The sequence below is a fragment of the Actinoplanes sp. NPDC049316 genome, assembly GCF_040677315.1.
Classification (GTDB): domain Bacteria; phylum Actinomycetota; class Actinomycetes; order Mycobacteriales; family Micromonosporaceae; genus Actinoplanes.
The window spans coordinates 252,360-276,789 of sequence record NZ_JBFAQM010000004.1; the positions used below are offsets into that span (position 1 = coordinate 252,360).

Below are 24,430 nucleotides of genomic sequence, written 5' to 3' on the forward strand. Positions count from 1 at the left end.
ATGACCAGTGTGGTCGAGCACGACCGTATCGAAGAGATCCCGCAGCCCACCGCGCCGGAGCGCCGCGAGACCCCGCAGCAGCCGCCCGCCGGCCGCGCCCCGCGGTCCGTGCGGTCCCGGATGCCCGCCGTGCGCACGTTCCTCGTCACCGTCCTGCTCCTGGCCGCGGCCGGCGCCGGCGGCACGTACGTGGTGACGCACCGGCTGGCGGAGAGCGCGTTCGTGACCCTCGACGACGCGGTGCTGACCGCGGACGCGCTGCCCGTCGGGCCCACCGGTTCCGGCGTGGTGACCGAGGTGCTGGTGTCCGAGCAGACCCGGGTCGCGGCGGGACAGGAGCTCGCCCGCGTCCGGCTCGCCGCCGATCCGGCTCGCACCGGTAAGCAGCCCGAGGTCGAGACGTTGCGGGCCCCCGTACCCGGGACGGTGTCCACGATCGACGTCGCCGTCGGCGGCGTGACCGGCGCCGGCGAGCCGGTCGTCACGATGTACGACCACGCCAAGCTCGCGTTCCACGCCAAGGCCACCGAGGAGCAGCTGAACGAGCTGCGGCTCGGGATGACGGCCGAGATCACCGGCCCGGGCATCGACCGCCCGGTGCGGGCCACCGTCGACCACGTCGAGGCGCGCATCGGCCGCGACCCGCTGTCCGACGCCCCGCTCACCGAGGAGCAGAAGGCCGACCACGCGCAGCTGACCGTCGTGCTGGCGCCGCGTACCGACGCCCTCGACACGGTGAGCGCGCTCGTGCCAGGGCTGCGCTACCAGGCCGACATCGACACGAATTCCGCGGTGGGCCGTACCCCCGCGGTGAACGGAGCGGGATGACCACCCACCTTCGGCGGATCGTGACCGCCGCCTGCGTCCTGCCCGCGGTGCTGGTCACCGCGGCCTGCTGGGCGGGCTCCGGCCCGGACGGCCCGAAGCCCGAGCCGGCCCCGGCCGCCGCCGGCGCGCTCAGCGAGGGCGCCGCGACGACCTCGCTGCGCCTCCCGTCGCCGGGTGGCGCGGCCTCCCTGGCCGGCGCCGTCCCGGCGGGGACCGGCCCGAAGATCGGCCCGGCGCAGGCCGGGAAGGCGCTGAGCGGGCAGGCGCTGCCCACGAACCAGTGGTGGACCTCCGCCCTGACGGGCGCGCTGCAGCAGCCGATCTGGGCCCGCCCGCTGGCAATCAAGAACACCGGCGCCGGCCTCGGCGTCAGCGCGGCCGCCCCGGTCGCGTCCGAGAAGGCCGTGGTGACCCCGTTCGCCCCGGCCCTGACGGCGGCCGGCCCGGTCTCCGCGGTCCGCGTCACCGGGTACGGGGCCTTCCACGTGGTGCTGCAGGCCGACCTGCGCGGCGGTGGAAGCGTGGAGGCGACCGTGGTGCAGGGCAGCCCACTGCTGTACCTGGACTTCCACGACGTCACCCCGTCGCTGACCTCGACCGGCGCGCTGACCCGCGCCGCCGGGGGCGGCTCCCTGGCCCGGCTCACCGTCGGCGGCCAGCGGTGGGACGTGCAGGCCCGCGACGGCGTGGGCTGGCGCCAGGACGGCAACCGGCTCATGCCGGACCACTCCGGCGGCGCCGCGATCGTGGTGGCCCGGGTGCCGGACTCCGTGGACGACGCGCAGTGGACGCGGGCGCTGGCGGACGCCGCCGGCGATCCCGTGATCCGTACGACCTCGAACATGGCGTACGACGGCGTCTCCGGCACGGTCACCCAGACGCTCGGCGCCGAGCGGCAGTCGGGCAAGCCCTCGGTGTGGGCGCTGCTGCCGCATCAGCAGGCCGGTCTCGTGCCGGGCGGTGGCGTGGAGCCGATCGCGGGCACGTACGCCGACTCGCTCGGCACACTGCCGGTGGTCCGGGGCACGGCGATCCGCGTACGGGTGCCGATGCCCGGCCTGGTCACCGAGCCGCCGGCGCTTCCGCTATCCGGTGCGGCCCGCGCCGCGGTGCTGGCCGACCTCGACCGGGACCTGGCGGACAAGCCGGCCCCGGCGGACGGCGGCAGCTACTTCGGCCTCAAGGAGCTGGGCCGGCTCGCCACCGTGGCGGAGGTCGCCAAGGGCGTCGGTGCGCTGCCCGAGCAGCAGGCCGCCCTGAAGCGGCTGCGTGCGGGGCTGGTCGACTGGCTGACGTACGGCGGGCCGGCAGACAAGCGGTATTTCGCGTACGACAAGGTGTGGGGCGGCCTGATCGCCGTGCCCGCGGAGTTCGGCAGCGGCGACTACAACGACCACCTCTTCCAGTACGGCTACCTGGTGCGCGCGGCGGCCGTGCTGGCGGAGGCGGATCCGGCGTTCCTGCGCGACTACGGCGGCGCCGTCGACCTGGTGGCCCGCGACTTCACCGGAAGCCTGGCCACCGAGGGCGCGGAGGGCTTCCCGGCGTTCCGCGCGTTCAACGCGTACCTCGGGCACTCGGCGGCCTCCGGCTTCGCGCCGTTCGCCGACGGCAACAACCAGGAGTCGTCGAGCGAGGCGGTCGCCGCGTGGGAGGCGGTGACCCGGTGGGGCATCGTCTCGGGCGACGAGCGGCTGACGACGTACGGCGTCACGCACTACGCGCTGGAGGCCGGGACCGCGCGCCGCTACTGGCTCGGCGAGCAGGGTCAGCGCCCGGCCGGCTACCCGCACACGGTCGCCGGCATCGTCTGGGACTCGAAGATCGACTATGCCACGTGGTTCGACCCGAAGCCGGAGTCCATCGTGGGCATCCAGCTGTTGCCGCTGACCTTCGGCTCGCTGTACCGCGGCGACCCGGACAAGGCGGCCGCCCGTGCCGCCGAGCTCACCCGGGACGTGGGCGGGCAGCCACGGGTGTGGGGCGACCTGTTCGCCGCCGATCTCGCCGTGTCGGACCCGGCGGCCGCTCGCCGCCGGCTCACCGCGAAGCTGCCCCGGGAGGACAGCACGAGCCGGGCGATGGTGCGCTACTGGATCGAGATGCTGGACGCGTACGGGCCGCCGCAGCCCGCGGTCGTGGCGGACGGCCCGTACGGGATGGCCTTCGGCGACGCCAAGCACCCGCGCCTGCTCGCGGCCAACCCGACGGCCAAGCGGAAGACGGTGACGTTCCGCAGGGACGGCGCCACGACCGCGGTCGTCGTGGTGGATCCGGGGCAGAGCATCGTCCGGCAGCCCTGACGGCCACACCTCGCCACCGGGCGCGGGCCGTTCAGGCGGCCCGCGCCCGCTCCTGGCCGCGGCTGATCTCGGCCTCCGCCTCGGCCCGGCCGACCCACGGGTCGTCGGCGATGTGCACGACCTTGCCGGGCTCCACCGCCTTGTAGACCTCGAAGAAATGCTTGATCTCCAGCAGCAGGAAGCGGTCCAGGTCGCCGAGGTCCCGCAGGTGCGCGAGCCGGTGGTCGGCGGCGGGCACGCACAGCACCTTGGGGGTCGCGCCCTGCTCGTCGCGCATGGTGAACATGCCGATCGCCCGGCTGAGGATCACGCAGCCGGGGAACGTCGGCTCCTGCACCAGCACCAGCGCGTCCAGCGCCGTACCGTCGCCGACCAGGGTGTCCTCGATGAACCCGTAGTCCGCCGGGTACTGGGTCGCCGTGAACAGCGTGCGGTCCAGGTGGATGCGGTGCGTACGCATGTCGATCTCGTACTTGTTCCGCGTCCCCCGGGGGATCTCCACGGTGACGTCGAAGTCCACGGCGTCACCGGCCCATGGAGACGAGGCGGGCGGTGCCGGGCACGCCGGTGCGGGTGTCGACGTACCCGGTGAAGCGCATCCCCGGCACCAGGCCGCGGACCTCCTCGGCGGAGGCCGGGACGAGCACCAGCGTCATCTCGTCGCCGCTCTCGCCGGCGTTCTCGGCGGCGCTGCCCACGCGCGGCACGAGCCGCTGGACCTGCGCTTTCACCGTACGCGTGAGGCCGTCGGTCCGGAGGGTGGCCGTCATGCTCGGCGCGATCTCGGGCAGCGACTCCAGCGGCACCTTCGTCTCGAACCGCAGCAATGCCGGGTCGTAGAGCTCCAGGAACGGCTGCCCGGGCCCGATCGAGCTGCCGACGGTGACCGGCAGGTCGACGACGATGCCGGGCCGCGGCGCCGTGACATCGACCTTGGTGAGGTTGGGGTCACCGTCCGAGTCGGTGGTCGTCACCTCGATCGTGCCGAGCCGCTGCCCCGACGTGACCCGCTGCTGGGCGGTGACCGACACCGCGGTCACCTGGCCGGTCTGCGGCACCTCCACGGGCAGGCGCTGCGCGGTGAGCGTCACCGTGCCCAGGTCGATGCGGGCCGCGTCGTTCTCGCGGGCCGAGCTGATCCGCACGAAGAGCACCACGGCCGCGGCGAGCAGCAGCAGGACGATGAAACGCGCCCGCCATCTGCGCCACCCGCCACCGGTCCGCCGCCTGACCGGCGGCTCCGGAGCGCGGGGCTCCTCGATCGGATCGGCGCCGTCCTGCGACGTGGTTCCGGTCGGTTGCACCATGACGAATCCCTTCAGGACGTCCGCTGCGGCGGGACGGAGGCCTCGACCGTCGCGCCGACCATCTCGTCGTTCGCGTCCGAGCGGGCGGGCCAGGGCAGCGCGCGGGCCAGCAGGGCCCCCGCCTTGCGGCGTTCGAGACGCTGCCGGATGACGTGCGGCGCGATGACCGCCTCGGCGACGACGCGGCCCAGCACCACGACGTAGATGGCGGCCCAGCCGATCGACAGGCCGACGGCCGCCACGTCGGTCCCTCGCAGCGGCAGCATGCTGATGCCCACCGCGACCGCCACCGCGTTGAGCAGCAGCAGCGCGACGTGCGGCAGGACCAGTTCGACGCCGGGCAGCCCGCGCGGGCCGGCGTTGGTCACGCTCCACCGCACGTTGCGTTTGAAGATGGCCATGACCAGGGCTTTGACGTGTACGGGCGCAGCCCCGATGCTGGTCACGATCGCGGCGGGTTTGAAGCCGCCGAGCTGCATCACCGTCACGAGCATGATGAGCAGGTAGAACGGCGCGTAGTGCACGATCCACGTGCTGATGTCCGAGCGGATCGGACTCAGGCCGAACAGCAGGTAGACCGCCGGCAGGCACATCAGGATCAATGCCGCCAGCGATAGCAGATAGTTGACGCCCGCGAGCATGTACTGGAACCGCTGGTCGACGGTCAGGCCCTTCTTCCGGAACAGGCCGCCGCGCAGCAGCACCTCGAAGGCGCCGTACGCCCACCGGAACTGCTGCTTGAAGTACGACAGCAGGCTGTCCGGGGCGAGCCCGCGGCACAGCACCTCGGGGATGAACCAGGAGCGCCAGCCGCGGCGGTGCAGCTCGATGGAGGTCCAGATGTCCTCGGAGTTGCTGGCGACGTACATGCCGCCGATCTCCTCGAGGGCGGCGCGCCGGAAGATGACGTTGGTGCCGACGCAGAACACCGCGTTGAAGTAGTTGCGGCCCGGCAGCACCAGCTCGTAGAAGATCTTCTGCGACTCCGAGGAGCCCTCCGCGACGAGCCCGCGCGCGCTGGGGAACGCCTGCGGCGTCTGCACGAACGCGACGCCGGTGTCCTGCATGTGCGGCAGCGCGCGGACCAGGAAGTCCGGGCTGGGCACGTGGTCGGCGTCGAGGATCACGACGAACTCGCCGTCCGTCCGCCGCAGCGCCGAATTGATGTTGCCGGCCTTGGCGTGCAGGTGTTCCCTGCGGCGCAGATACCCCACGCCCTCGGCCGCGGCGGCGTCGCGCACCTCGTCGCTGTCGCCGTCGTCGAGGATCCAGGTCCGGTGCTCCACCGTCATGTCGCGGGCGGCGCGCACGGTCACCAGCACGATCTCCAGCGGTTCGCCGTACACGGTGATGAACACGTCGATCGTCGGCTTGAGCTCGCCGGTGAGCAGCCGGCGGCGCCACGCGTACACCTCGGGCGGATCCGGAAGCGGCGTGTGCACCAGGACCGTCCACCACATCGCGAGCGCGTTGAAGATCGTGATGCCCTCGGCGAAGAGCACCAGCGCCCACACCCAGGTGGTGCCCCGGTACGCCGGGTTCAGCAGGAAGATCATGTAGAACAACGTCACGCCGAGCGCCGCGAACACGGCGACGCGGGTGGACCGCTGCATGGGCCGCCAGGACATGTCGTCGGGGGTACGGGAAACCGGTCTCGTGGTGTCGACCGTCATCGGCGCCACCTCCTCTGCGGTGTGCGTCCCCCCGTGCCGGTTATGGGTAACTGTCGATCTCGTGTCCTTATCCGCGCCGGGTGAGCACCGCGACCCGGTCGACGAGCATCGGCACGCCGGGTTTCGTGGCCGGAGTCGGGCCGCCGCCGAAGGGAGCCGGGAAGGCGCCCCCGATGGCGACGTTGAGGATGACGAAGAACCCGTGGTGGTTGGCGGCCGCCCAGATCGCCGGGTCGAGGCGGTCGGCGCGGACGGTGAAGGTGTTGCGGTCGTCCACGTACCAGCGCAGCTCCTCCGGGGTGACACCGCGGTCGAACTCGATCGCGTACGTGTGGAAGCTGGTGCGGCAACCCGGGCACGGAAGCTCGCCGCTGCTGATCCCGGTCGGTTCCCCGCACGGGCCACCCACCGGTACGCCGCAGTGCAGCGTGTGCCACACCGAGTCGCGCCCGTTCACGTTCTCCATGACGTCCCACTCGCCGATGCTCGGCCAGTTCGTCGCCGCCACCGGGCGCGCGGGCGCTCCGAGCGCCCAGAAGGCGGACCAGTAGCCCGCCGCCTCGGCGCCGCTCACGTCCGGCATGCGCAGCGACGCCTCGATGCGGACGGCGCCGCCCGGGGGCGCGGCGAAGTCGGTCCGGCGCGTCTCCACCCGCCCGGAGGTCCACCGGCCGGCGCCGGGGCCGGTCCGCAGCGGGATGATGGCGAGGTGACCGGCGCCGTCGTGGCGGACGTTCGCGACGGCGTCGGTCATGGTCTCGACCTCGTTGGTGCCCCACCGCGGCGCGCCGCCGCGATATCCGGTGCCGACGCTGTAGATCCAGTCCTCGGCGGAGAGCCGGCTCCCGGCGGGGGCGTCGAAGTCGTCACTCCACACCGGCTCCCAGGCGGACGCGGACGTCGAGGGTCTCGGCTTTTCGTTGCCGTCGTTGTTGTCGTTGTTGTCGTTGCCGTTGGTGCAGGCGGTCAGGATCAGGATCAGCACACCCAGGAAAGCGCCGGCTGTGCGCTGCCGTCCGGCCGGGGCGGTCACGGGCGGGCGATCAGCACGGGACAGTCGGCGTGGTCCAGCAGGCGCCCCCCGATGGCGCCGAGCATGACACCCTCGAAGCCGTGCCGGCGTGGGCCGACGGCGACGAGCCGGGCCTGCCGGCTGCGGTCCGTGAGAACCTTGCCGGGATCCCCCTCGGCCACCTCGCAGTCGGCCGGCACGTCGGGGAACTTCTCCCGCCAGACGGCCAGCGAGTCGGCGAGTTCCGGGTCCTGAGTGGTCACGGCCAGCACCGCGGCGTCGTGCAGGGCGGCCTCCTCGAAGGCGCGGCCGATGACACCGCCGTCGGCTGCCTGGTCACCGACGCCCACGACCACCGGGCCGGTGCCCGAGCCGGAACGGCCCCGGACCACGACGACGCAGCACCGGGCGTGGGTCGCCACCTGGGTGCCGACCGTGCCGTGCGGCGCCCCGGGAAGCCCCCCGCCGTGCCGGCAGCCCACGACGACCACGTCGGCCACCTCGGCGGCGTGCAGCAGCACCGGCACCGCGTACCCGGCAAGGGCCATGCAGGTGACCTCGACGCCGGGCGCGACCGCCCGGGCGTAGGTGACGGCGTCGTGCAGGATGTCGCCGGTCTCCGCGCCCGCCCCCGGCAGGTGGTACGCGGTGAGCACGCGCAGCTCGGCGCCGCGCAGCAGGGCCTCGGTCGCGGCCCATCGCACCGCGGCCCGCGACCCGGTGGAGCCGTCGACACCGACAACGATCCGTGGACCCATCATGGCCGCCTCCTCGATCCAGCTGGACAGCTGAACGATCCGGATGTCGCCGTCCTCGTCGCGGCCCCGGCGGCGAGGAGCGCTCCGCGGCCTCGTCGTGGGTGCCGGCACCCCGGGGACACGGCGGCACACCACCAGAGTCGTCCTCGCCGGTGCCGTTGGCAAGACGGGAGCGGCGGCCGCCCCCGGGCAGGGACGGCCGCCGCGGCGGATGACCGTGACGCAGGTCGGCGGGCCTGCCGTCAGTGCCCGGCCGGCATGTGCCGCGCCCCGGCCGGCGCGGCTGCGACGTTCGCGGGAACGCCCGAGGCCGGCACCGGGGTGACCTTCCAATCGGGATGCCCGGGCATGGCGGGGGTGGTGCTGCCGTACAGCCAGGAGCCGAGGAAGGAGCGCAGGTCCTGCCCCGAGACCACGGAGGCGACGCGGATGAAGTCGTCCGTGGACGCCGACTTGCCACGGAACAGGTTCACCCAGGCCCGCTCGACGCGCTGGAACTTCGTCGCGCCGACCTTCTGGCGCAGCGCGTACAGGACCAGGGCGCCGCCGTCGTACACGTTGGGGTTGAAGACGTCCCAGATCGAGTCCGCCTTCAGCGGGCGGGCGACCGGGCCGAACCGTGCGCGGTACTGGTCACCGCGCGCGTAGACGCCCTTGAAGTACGCGTCCAGCGAGTCGGCGCCGGTGTACTGCTTGAGGATGCCGGTCTCGTCGGCGTAGGTGACCTCGTACCAGGTGGCGTGCCCCTCGTTCTGCCAGACGTCGCTCCAGCTCCACGGCGACACGCTGTCGCCGAACCACTGGTGGGCCAGTTCGTGCGCCAGAACCGGGTTCAACACGTACGCCGGATAGCTGGTGAACGAGGTGTCGTAGAGCGACAGCGTCTGCGTCTCCAGCGCGAAGCCGAGCTGCCCGTCGATGATCAGGGACCCGTAGTTCTCGAACGGGTACCGCCCCACCTTGCCCTGCATCCACGAGATCTCGCGGCGCTCGTCGGCCACCTTCGGCAGCAGGTCGTCGGCGAGCCGGCGGGGCACCACGTCACGCACCGGCACCCCGTTCACCGGCGGGCGGCTCTGGACGACGAAGTCACCGACGGCGACCTGCACCAGCTCACTGGCCATCGGGTTCGACTCCCGGTACGTCGACGTGACGTACCCGTCGCGGGCCTTCGTGCGCACCCGCACGCCGTTGGCCGTGGCGGTCCACCCCTGCGGCGCGACCGCCGTGATCGTGTAGGTCGCCTTGTCGCGCGGATGATCGTTGCTCGGGAAGAGCAGGTGCGAGGACGCCGGCTGCCCGGCCAGCACGGTGCCGTCGGGCGTGACGACGAAGCCGACCGGCGCGTCCGCGTCCGGCTTGATCGGGGTCGCCTTGAACCCGGAGACCGTCACGGTGAACCGCCGATGCGCCGGCAGGGCACGGGACGGGCTGATCACCAGCTCGTCACCGTCGCGGCTGAAGCCCGCACGCCGCCCGTTCACGGTGACCCGGCCGACCGCGTCACCGCCGAAGTCCAGATCGAACCGGGACAGGTTCTGGGTGGCGACCGCGGTGATGGTGACATCGCCGATGATCTGCTGCGCCGGATCCTTCTTCGGATACGTCAGCACAAGGTCGTAGTTCTGCACGTCGTATCCGCCGTTACCGAGCAGCGGATAGAGCCGGTCCCCCAGCCCGGGCGCACCGGGCGTCGCATGACCCGCGGCCAGCGCGGGCCCGGTGACGGCCACGGCGCCGGCGAGCCCGAGGACGACGGCCGAGCCGGCCGCCAGGAGGCGGGACGAGATGGTGCCTGATACAGCTTCCATGACCGCCGAGCCTAGAACAGATCGAGAGACTTCGTTGCCTGTTTCGATCGGTGTCAACCTTTCTCCGCGCACGGAAGGCATCCGCGAGGGCCGCCGACAACCTGCCCGGCGAGCGATTGCAACTTTGAGACCGAAAGGCACAGGCCCGTCTGCGTTGCAGGAAATTGGATGCGAGTGGCATGACGACCGTCGTCCACAATGAGGTGCCGGTTTGGGCGTCACAGACGACGCCCCGACCTCGGCGATACTGATATACCTTGCATGAATTGCAGGATCACTTACGGCATAACGCCGTTGTCGGCTGATCCGCCTCGACGCGTCGATTTCCTCCACCGAAATCGGTGACTTCGCCGGCTCGACCGGGACCGCCGCCGGCTCCGCCGTATTGCCGGCCGGGACCGCCGCAGCGCCAGCCGGGACCGCGGCCGGGACCATCGCAGCACCAGCCGGAACCACGGCCGGCTCGGGTGTGGGAACGCTGGGCAACGTTGCCATCTGCGCGGCATCCGCCTCCCCGTGCTGGTCGGGTCGCGCCTCCGCACACTCTGACGCGGATGCTCCCGTCGGACGGCAGACCACAGCCGAACGCTCCGCTGAGGTCGCACTCGGTCGGGTGCGAGGCGTTGATGCCGTGCGGCCCGTCCTGGATGATGACGAACTGTGCTGCGCCGTCGACGCCGCCCGGCTCCCCGACCCCACCGGCCGGACGGAATTCTGATCGCCGTGCAGGCGGCGCAGCTCCGTGGCGTGCCTTCTCGCCAGGCCCCAGGTTCGGCGACGAGCGTGCTCTCGGCGGAACTCCTCGCGCTCAGCAGAATAGGTGCGCGACGCGGTTCGATCACGCATCGTCGCCAATTCTGTCGTCGAGAAGAACTGAAGCTGTCGCACCCGGAAATTGTCCCGCGAACGACCTTCATCCTCCACTTGACGATCACGCCGAAAAAGCGACGATCCCCACATCGGAATCACCAGGACGCCGCGATAACGTTGGCTCTGCGGCCGAGCGAAAGGAAGGGCGCCGAGCTTGTAAGGAGAAGCATTCAGGGGGACCTTCCGCATAGCTTCCGTCCGGCGGCAGCGAAGGGCGGCTGCGACTGACGAGCCCCGGCGGGCAGCGCGCCCCAACCGGCCTCCGCGGGGATACCCGACCCACGGACAGCCTCGCTCCGTGAACCCGCCGGGCACCCGGGGGCCGGCGGCCGAGGACCGGGAGCCGGAGCAGCCAGCCGACGGCAGACGGTCGGGGGCCGAGGGCTGGGTGCGACTGGCGCGCATCCCGGGCGAGGGCTCGTGCTGCCTCACCCATCGGACCAGCAGGCGGCCCCGCATCACGAATCGGTCCCGCGGCCCGGTCCCACCCCACGGATCGGGCCGGCTCGTACCTACGGTGCCGCCTCACGGGTCGGGCCGGCCCGTGGGTGCGATCCCACCCCACGGATCGAGCCGGCTCGTACCCACGGTCCCACCCCATGGATCGAGCCGGCTCATACCCACGGTCCCACCCCACGGATCGAGCCGGCTCATACCCACGGTGGCGCCCCACGGATCGGGCCGGCCCGTGGGTGCGGTCCCACCCCACGGATCGAGCCGGCCCGTACCCACGGTGCCGCCTCACGGATCGGGCCGGCCCGTGGGTGCGGGCCGGCCCGATGCCCGGCAGGCGTCAGTGCCGCAGGAGCTGCGGCAGGTCGAAGGACCATACGCCGCGGCCGTGTGTCGCCGCGTACAGGCGCAGGCCCGTCGGGCCGTACTTCAGTTGCAGGGTTGTTGTTGTCGGGAGGTTGCGGCCGAGGACCGACCATCGGGTGTCGTGCGGGTAGCGGAGGAAGATTCCGGTGTCCGTGCCCAGCGCCAGGCCGCCGCCCGCCGTCATCCGGACCGTGTTGGCCGGGACGTCCGGCAGGTTGCCCGAGATGTCCGTCCAGTGTTCGCCCGCGTCGCGGCTTTCGAAGACGTGGCCGACGCCTGCGCCCGGGCCTTCGGTCCACTTGCGGGAGAAGCCGTTGATCGCGACGACCACGTGGCGGGGGTCGGCGCGGTCCACGTCGAAGCCGGACACGTAGCGGTTGGGCAGTGTGCCGTCGACCGGCAGGGTGAGCTGGTGCCAGCCCGTGCCGTCGGTGCGGCCGACCGCGATGCCGCGGGTGAAGCCCTGGTTGTTGCACGGGCCGCACCAGCCGGCGTAGACGTAGCCGCCGGAGGTGGACACCGCCGTGGCCACGTGACCGTCGCCCAGGTCGAACAGGCTGCTCCACTCCTCGCCCGAGCGGATCGCGAAGCCGTTGCGCTGGATCCACACGTGCTGGCCGCCGGCGATCCACGTACGGGTGTCGCGCGGGTCCATCGTGATCGGGGCGACGAAGCGCGCGGCGCCCGTCTCGTTGTCCGGCGGGGCGACCTCGTAGCTGGTGGCCAGCGCCGGGTTCTCGGTCCACGACCCGTCGTTGACCGCGCAGTTGTTGGTCACCCAGACGTCGAGGTAGACGTACTCCTCGGCGATGTTGCAGCCGTTGCGCGGGTCCACGATGGTGTCGGTGCCGTCGCCGCCGAAGTTGGAGCCCATCACCCGGTCGCCCGGGCGCAGGATCGACTGGCCGTTGTCCTGCAGGCCGCCGGAGACGGCCACGCCGCCGCGGTCGCGCCCGGCGCCGACCGAGTAGTACTGCAGGACGTCGATCGTCCCGTCGTTCAGCGAGCGCCAGTCGGTGGCGTGCCCGGAGGCGTCCGCCTGGCCGCGGACCGGGCGCCGGTAGGCGCCGCCGTCGTTGCCGACCATCACGTAGGACTTGCCCTGGTAGCGGCCGACCGCCGCGGAGTGCTGGTCCGGGTGGGTGGTCTGGTGGCAGTCGCCGGTCTGCTTCGCCGGGTCGATGCTCCAGCATTCGAACCCGAAGTTCCAGTACGGGCCCGGCGTCGTCCACGTCGCGCCGCCGTCGGTGGACTCGAAGACCTCTTCGAGGCCGGCGTACACGTGGTCGGGGTCGGCGGGGTCGACCTGCAGGAACTGGTTGTACCAGGACTGGATGCCGGGCATGTAGCCCGGATCGGTGAGGGCGGAGCCCGAGGCGGCCAGCTCGTGGTAGTCGGCGCCCAGCGCCCACGGCCCGAACGGCGAGCCGGAGCGGGACACGTAGAAGCCCTGCAGGGCGCTGTCCGGGTTGGTGTTGAGCTGCGTGGGCGACTGTTCGATGGCGTAGTACCGCGACCCGTCCGCCGACGGCATCAACGTCACCATGCCCACGTTCGCCGCGTCGGAGGGCATCTCACCGGCGAGCGTGATGCGCTGCCAACTGCCGCCCGTACGCGTGTAGAAGCCGTTGTAGGTGTCGCCGCCGCGCCACCCGGCCGCGATGACGACGCGGCGCGGGTCGGCCGGATCGGCCGCGAAGTCGTTGATGATGTTCTTGTACGCCGCGCTCGGGTCGGCGGCCAGCGTCCCGCCGGGCAGGTAGTCCGGGTTCGGGGCGAACTCCCGCTTCCACGGGCCGCGCAGGTCGGTCAGCGAGTGGCTGTAGGCCCCGCGGTTCGTGGCCGCCCACACCGTGCCGCCGAAGAACCGCAGCTTGCGGATGATCGTGCTCTCCAGCTCGGTGCCGCCCACCCGGTCGGCGGGCCGGAACGAGTCGTGCCGGGGGTCGCGCAGCACGTACACGCCGCTGCCGACGAACGAGGTGGCGCTCGTGTTCGCCTCGCCGGTGGCCCACCAGAGCCGCCCGGACCGGTCGAGCCGCAGGTCGCCGGTGGACGGCGAGGAGACCCGGTCGGCGATCGGCTGCCAGCGCCCGCCGCCGGTGCGGGAGCGCCAGACGCCGCCGTTGGCCGCGCCGGCGTACACGTAGCCCTTGTCATCGGCGGCCATGCCGGTGACGCGGCCCGTGACCAGCCCGGCACCGCCGGACGAGTTGCTGTTGACGTCGCGGTAGCGCGGGTCGTCGGAGTTGTACGGCAGGCCGGTGACGTGCCGCCAGCTGCCGGCGGTCCGGGGCAGCGCCTGCTGCTGCGCCCACGCCGCCGAGTAGGCGCCCGGCGCGACGATGCCGGGCGCGCTGCGCGCCTCGGCGTACTGTTCGGCCGCCTCGGCGATCTCCCCCGGGTCCTCCCCTTCGGGCTCCTCGGCGAAGGTCCGCGACTGTTGCGCCTGCTGGACCCGCTCGGCGGCGATCTGGACGTGACGGCGGTACGGCTCGGGCCGATTGTCGCCGCCGGGTGCGGCGGCGACGGACACGGCGGGGGTGACGATCAGCGCGAGGGCGGCGGTCGCCGCGATGAGTGCTCGGCGCGTCGAGACGTGATTGAGATGAGGCAGCATTGCCCACTCCTCCCCGAGGGGCGCCGTCCACGAAGGATGGTTCCGGCACCCTCTGGGGATCCTCATCGCGGCGTGAGGGGTCGGCAACCGTACGAACAGCTTCGATGTATCAGCCGGGCGGGCCGCTCAGCGTGACGGCGCGATGAGCTTCTCGGCGACCCACGCCGCGACCCCGTCCGGGTACGGCGCCGGCAGCGACAACACGATGTGCCGGAAGCCCGCCTCGCGCGCCCGCCCGATCGCGTCCCGGGTGGCCCCGGGGTCCTCGTACGCCACCGGCAGCACCAGCGACCGCGTGATCTCGGCGGGGTCCCGGCCGAGCTCGGCGCAGTAGCGCTCGAGCAGCGCACCCCGGCGTACGGCGTCCGCCACATCGGCGCCGGGGTAGTTCCACACGTCGGCGTGCTCGGCCACCACCCGCAGCGTCGCGGCGGCGCGGCCCCCGACGACGATCGGCGGGTGGGGGCGCTGGACCGGCTTGGGGTTGCCGAAGGCGCCGGTCAGGTTCACGTACGCGCCGCGGAAGTCGAACGGCTCGTCCTCGGTCCACAGCCGCCGGATCACCGTGCACGCCTCGGCCAGGGCGCCGACGGCGTACGCGGCGTCGTGGAACGGCAGGCCGTGGGCGTCGTACTCGCGCCGGGCCCCCGGGATGTCCGTCCGCGAGCCGGCGCCGATGCCGAAGTCGAGGCGCCCACCGGAGACGACGTCCACCGTGGCCGCGATCTTGGCCAGCATCGCGGGCGGCCGCAGCCGGTTGCTGGTCACCAGCACGCCGAGACGCAGCCGCCGGGTGCGGGCGGCGAGGGCGGACAGCAGTGTCCAGCCCTCGTACGCCGGCCCGCCCGGGTCGCCGCCGATCGGCATGAGGTGGTCGAACAACCAGGCGTGCCCGATCTCCGGTACAGCGTCCGCCTCTTCCCAGACCCGCAGGACGGCGGCGTAGTCCACCTGCTGCGGCGCGGTCATGATCCCGTACATGTCACCGCCGCCGCAGCGACGGGTCGAGCAGGGCCGGCGGGGTGTCGAACTTCTCGTCCGCCGCGAGGTCGACGCCGGGCGCGACGATCTCGTCGATCGCGTCCAGGACGTCGGCGGTGAGGACGGTGTCCGCGGCGGCCAGCTGGGATCGCAGGTGCTCCACGGTGCGCGGGCCGATGATCGCGCTGGTGACGCCGGGGTGCGCGGTGACGAAGCCGAGCGCCAGCTGGATCAGCGTCAGGCCGGCCTCGTCCGCCACCTTCGCGAGCCGTTCCACCGCGTCCAGCCGGGCCTGGTTGGCGGGCAGCGAGAGGTCGAAACGCTGGGGCATGAACGCCGAGCGGTGGGTCGTGATCTCCCGGCCGGCCCGCACCGCACCGGAGAGCCAGCCGGAGGCCAGCGGGCTCCACACCAGGACGCCGAGGCCGTACTGCTCGGTCACCGGCAGGACGTGGGTCTCGACGCCGCGCTGCAGGATCGAGTAGCTGGGCTGCTCGGTGACGTAGCGGCCGAGGTGGTGCTCCCGGGCCGCCCACTGCGCCTGCACGATCCGGTACGCCGGGAAGGTCGACGAGCCGAAGTAGCGGATCTTCCCCGCGCGCTGGAGGTCGGTCAGCGCCGACAGGGTCTCCTCGTCGCCGGTGGCGGGGTCCCACCGGTGGATCTGGTAGAGGTCGACGTGGTCGACGCCGAGCCGGCGCAGGCTGTCGTCGAGCGCGGTGACCAGCCAGCGGCGCGAACCGCCTCGGTGGTTGCGCTCCTGGCCCATCGGCATGGCGGCCTTGGTGGCCAGCACGAGGTCGTCGCGGCGGCCGGCGATCGCCTTGCCGACCATCTCCTCCGACTCGCCCTGGCCGTACATGTCGGCGGTGTCGATGAGGTTGATCCCGGCCTCGAGGGCGGCGTCGACCATCGCGGTGGCCTCGTCCTGCGTGGTACGCCCGATGGCGCCGAAGTTCATCGCGCCGAGCACGAGCGAGCTCACCTGCACGCCGGTGCGGCCGAGGGTGCGGTACTGCATGGTGTTCCTCCTTGCGGACGGGCATACTGGAAACGGATCGTTGTTCCGCTACCAACATACGGAACCGCGTTCCGCTTTGGCAACCCGGCCGTACGGAAGGATGAGTGGGTGCCACCACAGAAGCGGGCCGACGCCCGGCGCAATGAGCAGACGTTGCTGGAGGCCGCCGCGAGCGTCTTCGTGACCTCGGGCGTGGACGCACCGGTCCGCGACATCGCCGCCCGGGCCGGCGTCGGGGTCGGCACGATCTACCGGCACTTCCCCACCCGGGCGGACCTCATCGTCGCGGTGTACCGGCACCAGGTGGACGCCTGCGCCGAGGCCGGCCCAGAGCTGCTGAAGCAGGAGCCCACCCCGCACGCGGCGCTGTCGCGGTGGATCGACCTGTTCGTCGACTTCCTCGTGACGAAACACGGGCTGGCGGCGGTGCTGCAGTCGGACAACGCGAGCTTCCGCAACCTGCACGGGCTCTTCCTCGAGCGGCTTCTGCCCGTGTGCGCCGAGCTGCTCGACGCCGCCGTCACGGCCGGGGAGATCCGCGTGGAGATCAGCCCGTACGAGCTCCTGCGCGGCGTCGGCAATTTGTGCGCGGGGGCGGAGGGCGACGAGCGCTACGACGCCCGCCGCCTGGTCAAGCTGCTGGTCACCGGGCTGCGCGGGACGCAGCCCGGTGACGTCACGCCGGTCGCCTGAGCGGCAGCATGTCGTCGAACGGCAGGGTGGCCGCCCGCCGGCTCTGCGCCGCCGTATCGCTCACCCCGGCCCAGCGGCGCAGGGTGGCGGTGGCCGCCGCCGCGTCCGCCGGGGCGAGCCGGGAGATGTTCGCGCCGTGGTTCGCGCCCGGTGCGACGTACAGGTGCGAGTCGCGAGGGCTGGGCGTGAACTTCTCGGAGCTCCAGGGGTCGTTCTGGCCGTAGATGAACAGCATGCGTTCCGAGCGGGTACGCACCCAGTGGTCGACGTCCAGCATCGGCAGCGGGTTGTGCCGCGTCTTCAGGTCGGCGGGCAGGACGGCGTCGGGGGCGTACAGGCCGGGATAGCGGGTGAGGCCGCGCAGGTGCCGGAACGCCAGGTCGGGCCAGCCGAGCTGGGCGGCGGCCTGGCGGTAGTACGGAAGGTACGGCGCGAGCCCCTGGTCGGTGTAGAAGCTCCAGCCCGCGACCGCGTCGATCCAGGCGTACAGCTCCTGGTCCGTGGCCGTGACCGGGGGTACGGACGGGCAGTCGGCCGCCGACGAGTACTGCCAGAACGCCCACGGCGTGTCCAGCATGGTCAGCTCGAACGACCGGTCCGCGGTGCCCACCGTGCCGGCGAACGTGTAGCCGTTCGCGGCGGCCTCCGCCTCGAGCAGCGCCCGGAGGCGGTCGCGGCGGCGCAGCGCCTCCTGCTGCAGGTGCTGCAGGGCCGTACGGCAGCTCGCCTCGCCGACCGTGGCGAAGAACCGCTCGTACGCGCCGTCCAGCGGGTTCACGACGTCGTCCGGGGCCACGTACGCGACCACGCCGTCGACGTCACCCGGGTAGAAGCGGCGGTGGTAGACCGACGTCATGCCGCCCTTGCTGGCCCCGGTCTGGATCCACCGTCCGGAGTAGATGGTCTTGAGCGCCTGCACGATCCGGTGCTCGTCGGACGCCTCCTGCCAGATCGTCAGGTCGGACCAGTCCGCCGGCTGCGGCCGCGACGGCGTGAAGAAGCGGTGCTCCACCGACACCTGGTTGGCACCGAGCAGCGCGGTGGGCTCGGTCTGCGACGGCCGGGGCTGGGCGGGCAGGCCGTACCCGCCGGTGGCCAGGACCACGGGCGCGCCGGTCGCGCGGTGCAGCAGCGTGAGCCGCTGCGCGAACGTGCCCTGCCCCGGGTGCCGGTGGTCGGCCGGCTGGCGGTACTCCAGCACGAAGAAGCGGTGACCGGCGGGCTCGCTCTGCGACACGATGGTCAGCCCGGGGATCGCGTTCAGCCGGTCGACGAGGTCGTCGGCGGCGGCGGCCGGGACCGCGGGCGCGAGCAGGGCCAGCGCGGACACGACCGCGACGAGCAGCCGCCTCACCGGCCGGCCCTCGCCTTGACGATCTCCGTACGCAGCGCGGGCGGGCCGTCGACGGGCGCGGGATCCTCGGGCGTCGGCGCCACTCCCCCGGCGGCGACCCGGTCCAGGGTGCGCAACCCGGCCGGCCCGGCGCTGCCGAAGATCGTGTAGTTGGGGCGCAGCGCGGAGTCGGCGTACACCAGGAAGAACTGGCTGCCGTTGGTGTCCGGACCGGCGTTGGCCATGGCCAGCACGCCGCGGGCGTACACGCGCCGGGCCCCGGTCGGGTCGGTCGGCGCGGGCGGCAGATCCGTCGGCAACTCGTCCTTGTAGCGGTAGCCGGGGCCGCCCTCCCCCGTACCCGTCGGGTCACCGCACTGCAGGACGCTCAGCGTCGGGTACGCGGTGAGCCGGTGGCAGATCGTACGGTCGTAGAACCGGTGCCGCACGAGGTGCAGGAAGCTCTGCACCGTGCAGGGCGCTGCGGCCCGGTCGAGCGTGAGCGGGATCGGCCCGAGGTTGGTCCGCAGCAGCACCCCGACCGTGCCGTGGTCGGGGGTGTGCGCCGGGTCGCGGGGTAGCGGCACCGGCCGGGCGGCGGGCTCGTCGGGCGTCGGCGTGTACTGGCAGGGACCGTTGGTCGGTTGCTGCGGGCCCGCTCCGGCCGCTGCGGCGGCTGTGCCCCCGACTGCGACCGTGCCGGCCGCGAGCACCACCGCGAGCGTGCGGCTCAGGAATGCGTGGATCACCGGACCCCTCCGTCCCCATCGACAGACATCGACCTTGCTTAATCGATGACCATGCCCGGGGTCAAGCTTGCGGGGACGGAAGGGTCCGGTGTGGATCAGGCGACGGAGGCGGGGAACCGCTCCCAGACGCGGTGGGCGGCGAGCAGCTGCTGCACCGCCGTGAACGCCTCGCCACCGGACTCGGCGGTCACGACGCCGGGCGTGCCGGCGACGCCGGCCTGCTGCAGCGCGGTGACGCCCGCACCCCAGGCGCCGATGGCCTTCGCGTGCCGCCAGCATTCGTCGATGAGCAGCTCCACGCGCGGGTCCACGGCGGCGAGGGCCATCCCGCCCTCCGCGCCCGCCTTGGCGTCGCGGGCCGGCAGCGCGTCCGGCGCCGGGGCCGGCGCGCCGGCGAGCAGCAGCGCGTCGAACTCCACCGACCGGGCGGTGGCGAAGGTGCGCTGCACCGGGTCGCCGCCGACCATGCCGCCGTGCGGGGCGATCAGCAGCGGCACCATGCCGGCCGCGAACACCGCCCGGCGGACCTCACTCACGTCGTCGAGACCGCCCTGCGGGTCGACCACGATGCCGATCATGCGCCCGTCGCCCGGCCAGCGGGCGCCGACCTGGGACAGCGCCGGGCTCGGCGCGACCTCGGCGAGCGGCACGGTGGGCTGCGGCGCGGGCAGGCCCAGCCCGGTGGCGACCTGCTCGCACAACACCGGGTCGACGTTGGCCAGGCACTGCAGCTGGCGTTCCTTGATCGCCTGCTCGTAGCACTTGCCCAGCTCGAACGTGTACGCGCGGATGATGTGCTCCTTCTCGACCGGCGACATGCTGGCCCAGAAGAGGCGGGTCTGGCTGTAGTGGTCGTCGAAGGTGGCCGGGTTGGCCCGTACCTTGGGCGCCTCGGCGACCGTGACCGGCAGGTCGGCGAACGCGTTCTCCTCGGTGGTGAACGGGTTGCCGCCGTCCAGCGAGTTCGGCTTGTACGGCGCCACCCCGGCGTGCACCGCGTGCTGGTGGAAGCCGTCGCGCAGCATGTCGTTCACCGGCGCGTGCGGCCGGTTGATCGGGATCTGCGAGAAATTCGGGCCGCCCAGCCGGGTGAGCTGGGTGTCGACGTACGAGAACAGCCGGCCCTGCAACAGCGGGTCGTTGGTCACGTCGATGCCCGGCGGCAGGTGACCGAGGTGGAACGCCACCTGCTCGGTCTCGGCGAAGAAGTTGGTCGGCGTCCGGTTGAGCGTCATCTTGCCGATGGCCTGCACCGGCGCGAGCTCCTCCGGCACGATCTTGGTCGGGTCGAGCAGGTCGATCCCGGCGAAGGTCTCCTCCGGCGTGTCCGGGAAGACCTGGATGCCCAGCTCCCACTCGGGGAAGGCGCCGGCCTCGATGGCGTCGTACAGGTCACGGCGGTGGAAGTCCGGGTCGACCCCGGCCAGCAGCTGGGCCTCCTCGCAGTCCAGCGAGTGCACGCCGAGCTTGGGCTTCCAGTGGAACTTCGCCAGCACCGTCTCGCCGGCCTCGTTCACCAGGCGGAAGGTGTGGACCCCGAAGCCCTCCATCGTCCGGTACGAACGCGGGATGCCGCGGTCGGACATGTTCCAGATGGTGTGGTGCTGCGCCTCGGTGTGCAGCGAGACGAAGTCCCAGAACGTGTCGTGCGCGCTCTGCGCCTGCGGGATCTCCCGGTCCGGGTGCGGCTTGCCCGCGTGGATGACGTCCGGGAACTTGATGGCGTCCTGGATGAAGAAGACCGGGATGTTGTTGCCGACCAGGTCGAACGTGCCCTCGTCGGTGTAGAACTTCGTCGCGAACCCGCGGGTGTCGCGGACCGTGTCGGCCGAGCCGCGCGAGCCGAGCACGGTGGAGAAGCGGACGAAGACCGGGGTCTCCTTGCCCTTGGCGAGGAAGCCGGCCTTGGTGACGTCGGCGGCGGTGCCGTACCCGACGAAGACGCCGTGCGCCCCCGCGCCGCGCGCGTGCACGACGCGCTCGGGGATGCGTTCGTGGTCGAAGTGGGTGAGCTTCTCGCGGAAGTGGTGGTCCTGCATGAGGATCGGGCCCCGCGGGCCCGCCTTCAGCGAGTGGTCGGTGTCGCGCAGCCTGGCACCCTGCGAGGTGGTCAGGTACGCACCCTGCTGCGCCTTCGCCGGGGCGGGGACGCCGGTCTCCGCGCCGGTGGGCGTACGCGTGTCCGGGGTGCCCTGTTCGTTCTTCGGCGGCAGCGGCTCGGCCGGCGTGGCCGGCTCGTTCAGCGGCGCCGGGGCGCTGCCGGGCTTGCCGGGGATGTCGGAGCTCAGGGCGTCGGCCACCTTCGCCGCGGCGGTCTGCACGACGTCCTTGACCACCTTGGCGGGATTGTGCGAATCCATATGGGCGGTTCCTCCAGAATCGGCGGCTGATGCCCACAGCGGGTACCCGGGTCGGGTGGTCGCAAACAAGGGGTTCAGACCCTGACCGGCTCCTCGGTTGCGGCCGCGTGACGGCCCGGCAGCTGGTCGAGCCGGACCAGCGCGATGCCGGCGACCACGAATGCGCCGCCGATCAGCTGCAGCACGCCCGGCAGCTCGTCCAGCACGAGCCAGGCGATGAGGACCGCGAAGAGCACCTCGGTGAGGCCGACGAAGGAGGACAGGGCCGCGCCGAGGATGCGGGCGGCGCCGATGCCGGTCACGTACGAGATCACCGCCGCGACCAGCACCAGTCCGGCGGTCGGCAGCAGCCAGCTGGTCCGGTGGCCGGCGAAGCCGACCGACCCGAACGTCGCGTGCAGGGGCAGGACGCCGAGCACGCCCAGCACGACGAGCACGACCGCCCCGAACGCCATGCCGCCGCAGGCGAGCGCGACCGACGGCAGCTCCGGGTGCACCCGCGCGGACAGCACGAAGTACGTGGCCAGGCCGACCGCGGCCATCAGCCCCCACAGCACGCCGACCGGGTCGATGCGGGCGTCGCCGGTGACGTCCAGCACGAGGCTCAGGCCGACCACCGCGGCGACCGAACCGGCCACGGTGAGCCGGCGCGGGCGCTCGCCGTGGCGCAGCCACATCCACAACATCACGAGCACGATCCCCGAGTACTCGAGCAGCAGCGCGACCCCGACCGGCAGGTAGCGGACGGCGTTGAAGAAGCCGAGCTGCGCGCCCCCGACCGCCAGCAGGCCGAACAGGCCGACGTCGGCCAGCGAGCGGCGGGCCACGCCCCAGCGCCCGCGCAGCGCGAGGGCCGCCGGCGCGGCGAGGATCAGCGCCGCGACGCCGACGCGGACGGCCACCGCGGCGCCCGCCGACCAGCCCGCGTCGATCAGCGAGCGGGCGAAGGTGCCCGAGGTCCCGAACGTGGCCGCCGACAGCAGGGCCAGTCCCAGGCCCAGGCCGGCGGAGCGTGCTGGCCGCACGGGCACCCCCGAGGTAACGAGCGAATCAGGTTTCGCTCATGACGCTAACACCGGGCGGTCAGCGCTACCGCACCTCCTGCTCGCTCGCGACGCGGACCAGCTCGACGAGGCCGCCGGCGTACTCCTGGGCCTCGGCGTGCGCCTCCTCGAACGGCGGCTGGAAACCGACGCCCTCCCACTGCTGCGTGGCCTCGTTCCAGCGGTCGTTGCCCACCTCGAAGTCCCACGCGTCGATGCCGAGGTCGTAGTAGAGCTGGTCGGCGGAGTTGCCGGCCGCGGAGTAGAGCACGTCGGCGACCGGTCCGGTGTACGACGGCCAGGTCACCGTGCCGCGCTCGGCCGCGATGGCGCCCACGATGCGCCGCGCGCTGTCGAGGAAGAACTTCGACTCGTCGATGGACGGTCGCGGCAGCGTCACCCGCCCGTCCGCCTTGTACGCCCCCGGCGGCCACATGAAATAGCCACCATAGCTATGGACATTCATCGCGAACCGGATATTCGAGTGCGAACGGGCCAGCGCCACGACGTTGCGGCTCTCAGCTTCGGACAGCTCGGCGGTGCCCGCGTACGTGCCGGAGAGGCAGTTGGGGCTGCCGCCGACGTACCCGTCGAAGTAGGAGCCCACCGCGTAGTTGCGGTTGACGTCGACGCCCCACGCGTTGCGGTTGCGCGGGTCGCGGGCCGTGCCGGTGCAGTGGTCGACCAGGTTCTTGCGCTGGAAGTTGAAGTCGTTGAACGAGTAGTTCGCGCCGTCCGGGTTGACCGTCGGGATCACGAACACGTCCACCGAGTCGACCAGCGCGCGGGTGGCCGGGTCGGTCGCATAGTTGGCCAGCAGCCGCTCGGCGAACTCCAGCGTCACCAGCGGGGTCGCCCACTCCCGCGCATGCTCCTGCGAGTAGGCCAGCACGCCGATCTTGGAGCCGTCGCGCACCTTGCCGATCCGCAACGCCTGCACGGTCCAGGGCCGCTTCGGCACCTCGGCGCCCTGCAGGCCGTCGTCGAGGCGTACCGGCCCGGCCACCGGCATCGGCAGGCCGGCCGAGCCGTCCTCCACGACCGCGCGGAACCGCTGCGGGTAGCGGGCCGAGACGAACGCGGCCACGTCGTCGGTCGTGCTGATCACCTTGCCGCCGGCGTCGGTGGCGAGCCGGATCGTCAGAACCCGGTCCCGGTACGCGGCGGACAGCGGCCGGTTCGGGGCACCGGGATCGACGGTACGCACCTGGACGCCGTTCATGCCCTGGTCACCGAAGCGGACCGACTCCACGACCACCGCCGCCACGGCCGGGTCACCGAGGTACGCGGACGCCGTACGCCGATAGCCCTGGGTCTTGTCCGGCAGGTTGATGACGTCGACGAGGGCCGGGTACTGCCGGGCCAGCCGCCGGATCCGCGCGCTGATGTCCGCCGGCGTCATGTACGCGTCCACGAAGTCCTTCTGATACCCGGCCGGCGGGGCCGGCGGGGTGGCGTCCGGCCACGCCGCGGGCGTCACGGTCCGCGACTTCCCGCCCAGGCTCGAGGTGGCGCTGACCTGCACGGGTCGCGCCGGCAAGGGCTGCGGCAGCGCGTAGTGGTACTGGTATTCGCCCGAGTCCTCGAAGCGGATCAGCGGGTACGAGCCGGTCGCTCCGTCGGCGGTCCGCCACGTCACCGTGATCTCGACGTCCGGGTCGTCCGTCGCGGTCGTGGCCACCTGCGTCTGCAGGAACGTCCGCCCGTTCGCTGTCCACCAGTACGCCTGCAGGAATTGCAGTGTGTCGGCCTGTGCGGTCGTCGCGGCGCGCTTCTCGGCCAGCCGCCGGGCCGCGTCGGACTGCCGCTCGATGAGCTGCACGGGTACGGCCCCGTCCGCGGTCAGTGCGGCGAGCTGCCGGTCGTCGACGACCACGTCGGCCAGCACGGCGCCCGGCACGGTGCGAGGCCGCGCGGCGAGGTCGGCGCCGGCGGCGACCAGTCGCTGCAGCGCGGCCTCGCCGGGCAGCCGGAACCGGACGAGCCCGTGTTCACCGGCGGCGAGCCGCACGGCAGCGGCGGCCGGCGCGGGCGGCGGGGCGGGCGCGGCGTTCGCCGCGGGTGGGACGAGAGCGGTCGCCACCGTGAACACCACGGCGGCGGCCGGCCAGCGGAGCCGGATCATCGAACCTCCTGCGCCATCGAAGGATGTCGCTGTCACCCCATCCCACCGCCCGGCCGATGTCAACGCACCGGTATGCGGCGCATTGCGACTATCGGCGCGTTTCGTCACTATCGACGGTTCTCTT

17 protein-coding genes are annotated in these 24,430 nt (G+C 72.5%); 3 read left to right on the forward strand and 14 right to left on the reverse strand.

Annotation, left to right across the window (positions count from 1 at the left end):
• Together AB0K03_RS08555 and AB0K03_RS08560 are read left to right on the forward strand one after the other, a co-directional pair.
• Window positions 1-828: an HlyD family efflux transporter periplasmic adaptor subunit gene (locus tag AB0K03_RS08555; protein WP_364682155.1), complete on the forward strand. Its 828-nt coding sequence runs from the start codon at window positions 1-3 to the stop codon at window positions 826-828.
• A complete protein-coding gene (locus tag AB0K03_RS08560; RefSeq protein ID WP_364682157.1) occupies window positions 825-3,131 on the forward strand; it encodes a glycosyl hydrolase in 2,307 nt (768 codons plus the stop codon). The genes AB0K03_RS08555 and AB0K03_RS08560 overlap by 4 nt, the downstream gene beginning before the upstream one ends.
• A gap of 31 nt (window positions 3,132-3,162) precedes the next feature.
• On the opposite strand, the gene AB0K03_RS08565 is transcribed toward AB0K03_RS08560, so the two are convergent.
• From AB0K03_RS08565 to AB0K03_RS08605, 9 genes are all read right to left on the reverse strand, one after another.
• Window positions 3,163-3,651, reverse strand: coding sequence for an inorganic diphosphatase (locus AB0K03_RS08565; protein WP_364682159.1), 489 nt, complete (start codon window positions 3,649-3,651; stop codon window positions 3,163-3,165).
• Between the two features lie 4 nt (window positions 3,652-3,655).
• Window positions 3,656-4,438 carry an HlyD family efflux transporter periplasmic adaptor subunit gene (locus AB0K03_RS08570; RefSeq protein ID WP_364682161.1) on the reverse strand — a complete coding sequence of 261 codons (783 nt, stop codon included), beginning with the start codon at window positions 4,436-4,438 and terminating at the stop codon, window positions 3,656-3,658.
• Between the two features lie 11 nt (window positions 4,439-4,449).
• On the reverse strand, window positions 4,450-6,111 hold the full coding sequence (locus tag AB0K03_RS08575; protein ID WP_364682163.1) for a glycosyltransferase family 2 protein: 1,662 nt from the start codon (window positions 6,109-6,111) through the stop codon (window positions 4,450-4,452).
• Window positions 6,112-6,178: 67 nt separating this feature from the next.
• Window positions 6,179-7,144 (reverse strand): glycoside hydrolase family 16 protein, encoded by a 966-nt coding sequence (locus AB0K03_RS08580; RefSeq protein WP_364682165.1) that lies wholly within the window; start codon window positions 7,142-7,144, stop codon window positions 6,179-6,181.
• On the reverse strand, window positions 7,141-7,884 hold the full coding sequence (locus AB0K03_RS08585; protein ID WP_364682167.1) for a universal stress protein: 744 nt from the start codon (window positions 7,882-7,884) through the stop codon (window positions 7,141-7,143). The genes AB0K03_RS08580 and AB0K03_RS08585 overlap by 4 nt, the downstream gene beginning before the upstream one ends.
• Before the next feature lie 239 nt (window positions 7,885-8,123).
• A complete protein-coding gene (locus tag AB0K03_RS08590) occupies window positions 8,124-9,692 on the reverse strand; it encodes a M1 family metallopeptidase (protein WP_364682169.1) in 1,569 nt (522 codons plus the stop codon).
• 1,663 nt (window positions 9,693-11,355) lie between these two features.
• Window positions 11,356-14,001, reverse strand: coding sequence for a glycosyl hydrolase (locus tag AB0K03_RS08595; RefSeq protein WP_364682171.1), 2,646 nt, complete (start codon window positions 13,999-14,001; stop codon window positions 11,356-11,358).
• A 126-nt stretch (window positions 14,002-14,127) separates the two neighbouring features.
• The gene (locus tag AB0K03_RS08600) at window positions 14,128-14,970 is read right to left on the reverse strand and encodes an LLM class flavin-dependent oxidoreductase (protein ID WP_364682173.1); all 843 of its coding nucleotides are present in this window, start codon (window positions 14,968-14,970) and stop codon (window positions 14,128-14,130) included.
• A 13-nt stretch (window positions 14,971-14,983) separates the two neighbouring features.
• Window positions 14,984-16,003, reverse strand: coding sequence for an aldo/keto reductase (locus AB0K03_RS08605; RefSeq protein ID WP_364682175.1), 1,020 nt, complete (start codon window positions 16,001-16,003; stop codon window positions 14,984-14,986).
• A 108-nt stretch (window positions 16,004-16,111) separates the two neighbouring features.
• Here AB0K03_RS08605 and AB0K03_RS08610 point away from each other — a divergent pair, with 108 nt between their 5' ends.
• Complete coding sequence (locus tag AB0K03_RS08610) at window positions 16,112-16,696, forward strand: TetR/AcrR family transcriptional regulator (RefSeq protein ID WP_364682177.1); 585 nt, start codon at window positions 16,112-16,114, stop codon at window positions 16,694-16,696.
• Here AB0K03_RS08610 and AB0K03_RS08615 read toward each other — a convergent pair.
• The 5 genes from AB0K03_RS08615 to AB0K03_RS08635 all read right to left on the reverse strand — a co-directional run bounded on the left by AB0K03_RS08615 (window position 16,680) and on the right by AB0K03_RS08635 (window position 24,306).
• Complete coding sequence (locus tag AB0K03_RS08615; RefSeq protein ID WP_364682179.1) at window positions 16,680-18,050, reverse strand: S28 family serine protease; 1,371 nt, start codon at window positions 18,048-18,050, stop codon at window positions 16,680-16,682. The genes AB0K03_RS08610 and AB0K03_RS08615 overlap by 17 nt on opposite strands.
• The gene (locus tag AB0K03_RS08620) at window positions 18,047-18,778 is read right to left on the reverse strand and encodes a peptidylprolyl isomerase (protein WP_364682181.1); all 732 of its coding nucleotides are present in this window, start codon (window positions 18,776-18,778) and stop codon (window positions 18,047-18,049) included. Before AB0K03_RS08620 ends, AB0K03_RS08615 begins: the two co-directional genes overlap by 4 nt.
• Before the next feature lie 95 nt (window positions 18,779-18,873).
• Complete coding sequence (locus AB0K03_RS08625; RefSeq protein WP_364682183.1) at window positions 18,874-21,138, reverse strand: catalase; 2,265 nt, start codon at window positions 21,136-21,138, stop codon at window positions 18,874-18,876.
• A gap of 74 nt (window positions 21,139-21,212) precedes the next feature.
• Window positions 21,213-22,163: a DMT family transporter gene (locus tag AB0K03_RS08630; protein ID WP_364682185.1), complete on the reverse strand. Its 951-nt coding sequence runs from the start codon at window positions 22,161-22,163 to the stop codon at window positions 21,213-21,215.
• Between the two features lie 64 nt (window positions 22,164-22,227).
• The gene (locus tag AB0K03_RS08635) at window positions 22,228-24,306 is read right to left on the reverse strand and encodes a M14 family zinc carboxypeptidase (protein ID WP_364682187.1); all 2,079 of its coding nucleotides are present in this window, start codon (window positions 24,304-24,306) and stop codon (window positions 22,228-22,230) included.
• Between the last annotated feature and the right edge of the window lie 124 nt (window positions 24,307-24,430).